This is a genomic window from Okeania sp. SIO2B9 (assembly GCF_010672505.1).
Taxonomy (GTDB): Bacteria; Cyanobacteriota; Cyanobacteriia; order Cyanobacteriales; family Microcoleaceae; genus Okeania; species Okeania hirsuta.
In genome coordinates this window covers 1-5,171 of sequence record NZ_JAAHGK010000476.1, presented here as the reverse complement: position 1 = coordinate 5,171, position 5,171 = coordinate 1, and the positions used below count along the sequence as shown (strand labels likewise).

The window sequence follows — 5,171 nt, the reverse complement described above, 5'->3', positions numbered from 1 at the left end:
ACACCAGCAGCTTGAGGAGCTAACATTCCAGCCTTAATCGTCCAAGCTTTGGTTTCTTTTTCTCCAGTAGTAAAATAAGTACGCAATCCCAACAATTCATAAGTTGCCTTAATCAGAGATTTCAACCCACCTTCTTCTACTCCTAAAGATTCTAAATAATCAGCTCTTTCTTCCTCCGGTAACTCAATTAATTCTGATTCTACCTGAGCTGAAATTATCACAACTTGAGCATTTTCCACCGCAGCAATATTGCGGACTTTTTCAACCCAATCATTCCCACTAGCCAAATCATCCTCAGACACATTAGTGGCATAAATTATGGGCTTAGAAGTTAACAGATTTAAAGGCTTAATTAACAGAAATTCTTCTTCATTTAAGTCAGCCATTCTCACCGACTTACCTTCATTTAAAATCCCCTCTAATTTTGTCAAAACTTCCAACTCTGCCTGAGCATCTTTACTGGTACGAGCTTGTTTTTTAGTCCGCTCAATTCGGCGCTCAACTTGAGCTAAATCGGACAAAGCCAATTCTAAATTAATTACCTCAATATCTCGCACTGGATCGACAGAACCAGAAACATGAATAATATCCTCACTATCAAAACAACGGACTACCTGAACAATAGCATCAACCTCTCGAATATTAGATAAAAATTGATTACCTAAGCCTTCTCCTTTACTAGCACCTTTTACTAAACCAGCAATATCAACAAACTCAATTCTAGTAGGAATAGTTTGAGCAGAATTAGAAATTTTAGTCAGCACATTTAACCGCTCATCTGGCACCGACACCACACCAACATTGGGTTCAATTGTGCAAAATGGAAAGTTAGCAGCTTCCGCTTTAGCATTAGCAACCAAAGCGTTAAATAAGGTAGATTTTCCGACGTTGGGTAGTCCGACAATTCCAGCTCTGAGCATAAATTTAAGTCAAAAATTAAAAGTAAAAAGTTAAAAATTAAAGAAATTACAGGTAGGGTTACTGTATAACTGCCTATTTAGATTAGGATAGCAGAAGGAAAGAAGAATCTTGATTTCTAACCTCAAGTTTCACTTAAAATCAAGAATCAAAAAATAAAAAAACCTAGTTTGCCTTTTTTGTTAAATGAGGAGGAGCTAGCGGGACTTTGATATTTTTTAGGCTGAAAATGGCTTCAAACTCAACGGTAGCAACGTGTTTTCGTTGCTCTGGCTAAAAATGGCTCAAATCTAGCTTGTACAATAAATAGGCTATTTTGACCTTAAAGCATTACACAGCAAGGATTTAAAACGATTTTTAAGGTATTTTTTGCTAAAGTCCCGCTAGGTAAATAAGCCATAAGTTTTGCAGTGTAGAAAAACAGTTTATCAAAATAAAAATTGAATAATCTCAAATATAGCAATGAGCGCTCAGGTATTTACAATGTCTAGCTCAAAGTGCAGTAAGGGAAAAGGTGTACAAAAAATAATGTGTAAATATGCCAGCGCACATTGCTATACTTATTGTTCAATAGTAAGAGCGATCGCAATAGGGATGCAGAATATGATCAGCAACCAAATAAACTGAAAGAATTATTTTCCTTATCTTGTTAAATAATAAATTTTCAAAAATTTATTTACATAGAAAGTCTAGATTAAGTTTTGTGGAGTTAGTGGTTTTTAGCTAGAAAATTAAGTTAAAGTATTTTTTGATTATTAATTAAAATTCTATATCAAAAAACTATTGTGCAATGGATCAAGAAAAAATTATTGGAACTAGAGAAGCAGCATATTTATTGGGTATTTCCGGTCAACGTTTGCGGATATTATTGGCTCAAGGTAGAGTGAAAAATGCTTACAAAGAAAATGGCTTCTGGAAAATTCCCATTTATGGGCCAGAAGACAATGAAATGCCTGTAATTTATCCTGGTACCAGAGGACCGAAAGGTATTTGGTGTAAGCGGAGGCGTACTAAACCGACTATGATTCATGTTAATCAGCATATCATTCAGCGCAATGCAAATCACCCACTAAAAGATATCAAACCAGTAGTTTCTGTGAAGCAGACTAATCACAATAACTATGGTTATCAGCTAGAAATCAAAGGTCCTTGTCGAATTGTTTATCGACCTCACAACCCGGCTGGATGTGGAGCTCATTTGTGGATTGATACTTATAGTCCGGTGCAATTTGTAGATACGAATTTTAATCCGGTTAGTGCTAATCGAGCATATAAATATATATAGATGTAAGTAAGTAGATAAAATTGAGATTTTTTGCCATACTTGTCGTGATAGGCTGATAGTTAAAGTCAAAAAAATTAACGACAGATGGATAGTGCTGTGAAAAATCAAGCCCTTGTAGATGCTTTGGTCAAAATCTGCCGGAGGACGCATCTGAAGCTCAAGTTAATCAGATTTTTGCTTCTGAATTATTCAAGTTTTTAGGTTTTGAACTAAATGAGCAGGTACCTTCTTTTCCTACAGGAAGTGGTACTGATGCTGTTGATTATGCTATCCGTCATAGTACGGAAAATGATATATTTTCCCAAACAAAGACTAATCCAGATATTCTCGTAGAATTGAAAGCTCGGAATGTTAATTTAACTCCTGATTCGACACAATATCAAAAGACAGTTGTGCAAATTAAACGGTATTTGTTAGCAGAAAACTGTCAAACAGTTAAGTGGGGAATAATTACCAATGCTAATCACATTCAATTATTTAGAAAGCATGGAAAAGTTATTCATCCGGCGACAGTTTGTTTGGAAATTAATCCAGAAAATATCATCAAAATAGCTACATCAATTAAAGAAAAAATTGATAAGCCACAAAAAGTATTAACCGTAGCAGTTTATAACAATAAGGGTGGCGTAGGAAAAACAACAACTACAGTTAATACAGCAGCAACCTTATCTCTGTATAATAAGAAAGTTTTGATTGTTGATTTTGACCCTAATCAAAGAGACCTGACAAATTCTCTAGCAATAAAACCAGGTACACCTACTTTTTATGATTGTTTAGTAGATAAAAATATTAATGTCACAGATGTCATTTATCCCTACAAACTTAATAGTAAAAAATCAAAAAAATCATTTGGTTTTGATGTCATTCCAGTACATGGAAAACTTGGCGATTGGGACGATGTTGCGCAAAAAATTACCTTTGATAGATTAAGCAAATTATTAGACACACTAAAAAATAGCTATGATTATATCTTCATTGATGCTCCTCCCAACTGGCGAATATTTAGTGTTAGTGCTGTTTATGCAGCAGATGTAGTGCTAATTCCAGCAAAACATAACAACTTATTTTCCCTAGAAAATGCAGCTATAGCTATTAAAGAATATATTCCAGCAGTTCAAAAAGCAAGAATAAAAGATGCAGCAAGAAGAAAAAATGAAGATTTCGGACCAGTAGCTCTACCGATTTTTTTTAATGGTGAGAAAATGACGGACGCTCAAAAGAAAGGTGCTAAATTGCATATCAATAAACTGATTAGAGAAGCTCAAGAAAATTCAAATCATCAATTTGCCCTTAGACCATATTTTTATCCCCGCTATACAGCAGCAAACAAAAATACAGATATATTTGAACTTCCTAATTATGCTTCTATTGCAAATTCTGCTTTTTCTCATATACCTGCTGTTTACAAAGATAAAATAGCTAAGGGATATTATATAAATTTGGTTAAGGAGTATTTTCTACAATGAGTAATTTGAGTAAGTAGAACAGTTCAAAAAAACAACAAGTTAGTAACGAAAAGTAAATTTGCCAAAAACTCTCTTCCCTTCTGCCCTCTGCCTCCTGCCTTTTCATAACGATAATTTTCAACACCGACCTACTTAATATTGGTAAGTTAATACATCTAATATTGATGAAATTGAACCGGGGGATGGAATAGATGCGTCAGAATTTCTAATGTCAGCAACGGCAAAATTTCTGAATAAAACAGATGGTAAAAACTGGATACCTGTCATTGTGAAAAAAGTGGGAGAAGAGCAATATCAAGTCATTGATTAATTCTTTGATTTTCCCACATATTATATAGATTTGGTTAAGGAGTATTTCCTACAATGAGTAATTTCAGTAATGTTGGTAAGTTGATACATCTGTATATTGATGAAATTGAACCGGGGGATGGAATAGATGCCCCAGAATTTCTAATCTCAGCAACGGCAAAATTTCTCAGTGAAAGTGGGGGGCGAAACTGGGTACCTGTAATTGTGAAAAAAGTGGGAGAAGAGCAATATCAAGTCATTGATTAATTCTTTGATTTTCCCACATATTATATAGATTTGGTTAAGGAATATTTTTTACAATGAGTAATTTGAGTAATATTGGTAAGTTAATACATCTGTATATTGATGAAATTGAACCGGGGGATGGAATAGATGCGCCAGAATTTCTAATTTCAGCAACGGCAAAATTTCTCAGTGAAAGTGGGGGGCGAAACTGGATACCTGTAATTGTGAAAGAAGTTGAAGAGGATAAATATGAAGTAATTGGTAACTCCTTTATTTTTGCCGTAGCTGAAGCTGCTGGTTTAGAAAAAGTTTGGTGTGTTATTGCTGATGAAAGTGAAGAAACTGAAAAAATTAGCAAAATTTTGTCTGGGGAAAAAATACCACAAATAAATCTTTCAACCGCCACGAGAGACGAAATTAAAATAGCACTTCAATACTTAATTGAAAAACCAGACAGTCAACTTAAAGGAGTGAAACTAGCAGTAGCCACAAATCGTATTGATGAAGCACCACGTCAATATTGGAAAGATTTTAAACCTATTACAAAATTAAAGTGTGGAATTACGATGGCTAAAGTCAAAGCTTTAAAAGAAGTATTTTATCTGACTCCCCAACCAATACCCGAACCAGAGAAAGTAAATCTTTCCACTGCCACAAAAGATGAAATTCAAGCAGCACTTAAATATTTAATCGAAAAGCCAAATAGTCAACTAAAACAAGTTGAATTAGTAAAAGCGACAGAACTTATTGCTGAAGCTCCACGTCAAAATTGGAAAAGCTTAGAAGCAATTACAAAATTAAAATGTGGAATTGGAAAAGCTAAGATTAATGTTTTAAAAGAGGTATTTTATTTAAGAAAAGAGGGAGTAGGCAGTAGTCAGTAGGGGGAAAGAATTGAAGAACCTATCCAACTATTTTTAACAAGTTTATTTGTTTAAGTAAAATGTGTTTGAAAAGCTTGATTTTTC

Annotated in this window: 5 protein-coding genes; 4 read left to right on the top strand and 1 reads right to left on the bottom strand. The window is 34.2% G+C overall.

Features of this window, described 5'->3' with window-relative positions; all coding sequences use genetic code 11:
- Positions 1 to 920 (bottom strand): redox-regulated ATPase YchF (gene ychF / locus F6K13_RS17220; RefSeq protein ID WP_287287887.1); only part of this gene is annotated, 920 nt, incomplete at its 3' end.
- Positions 921 to 1,708: 788 nt separating this feature from the next.
- Here ychF and F6K13_RS17215 point away from each other — a divergent pair.
- The 4 genes from F6K13_RS17215 (at position 1,709) to F6K13_RS17195 (ending at position 5,087) form a co-directional block, all read left to right on the top strand.
- Entirely contained in the window at positions 1,709 to 2,203 is a 495-nt protein-coding gene (locus tag F6K13_RS17215) for a hypothetical protein (RefSeq protein WP_192901165.1), read from the top strand.
- A 518-nt stretch (positions 2,204 to 2,721) separates the two neighbouring features.
- On the top strand, positions 2,722 to 3,669 hold the full coding sequence (locus tag F6K13_RS17205) for a ParA family protein (RefSeq protein ID WP_287287886.1): 948 nt from the start codon (positions 2,722 to 2,724) through the stop codon (positions 3,667 to 3,669).
- 363 nt (positions 3,670 to 4,032) lie between these two features.
- On the top strand, positions 4,033 to 4,224 hold the full coding sequence (locus F6K13_RS17200) for a hypothetical protein (protein ID WP_192901164.1): 192 nt from the start codon (positions 4,033 to 4,035) through the stop codon (positions 4,222 to 4,224).
- A 53-nt stretch (positions 4,225 to 4,277) separates the two neighbouring features.
- Complete coding sequence (locus F6K13_RS17195) at positions 4,278 to 5,087, top strand: Rho termination factor (protein WP_240039084.1); 810 nt, start codon at positions 4,278 to 4,280, stop codon at positions 5,085 to 5,087.
- Positions 5,088 to 5,171 lie beyond the last annotated feature (84 nt).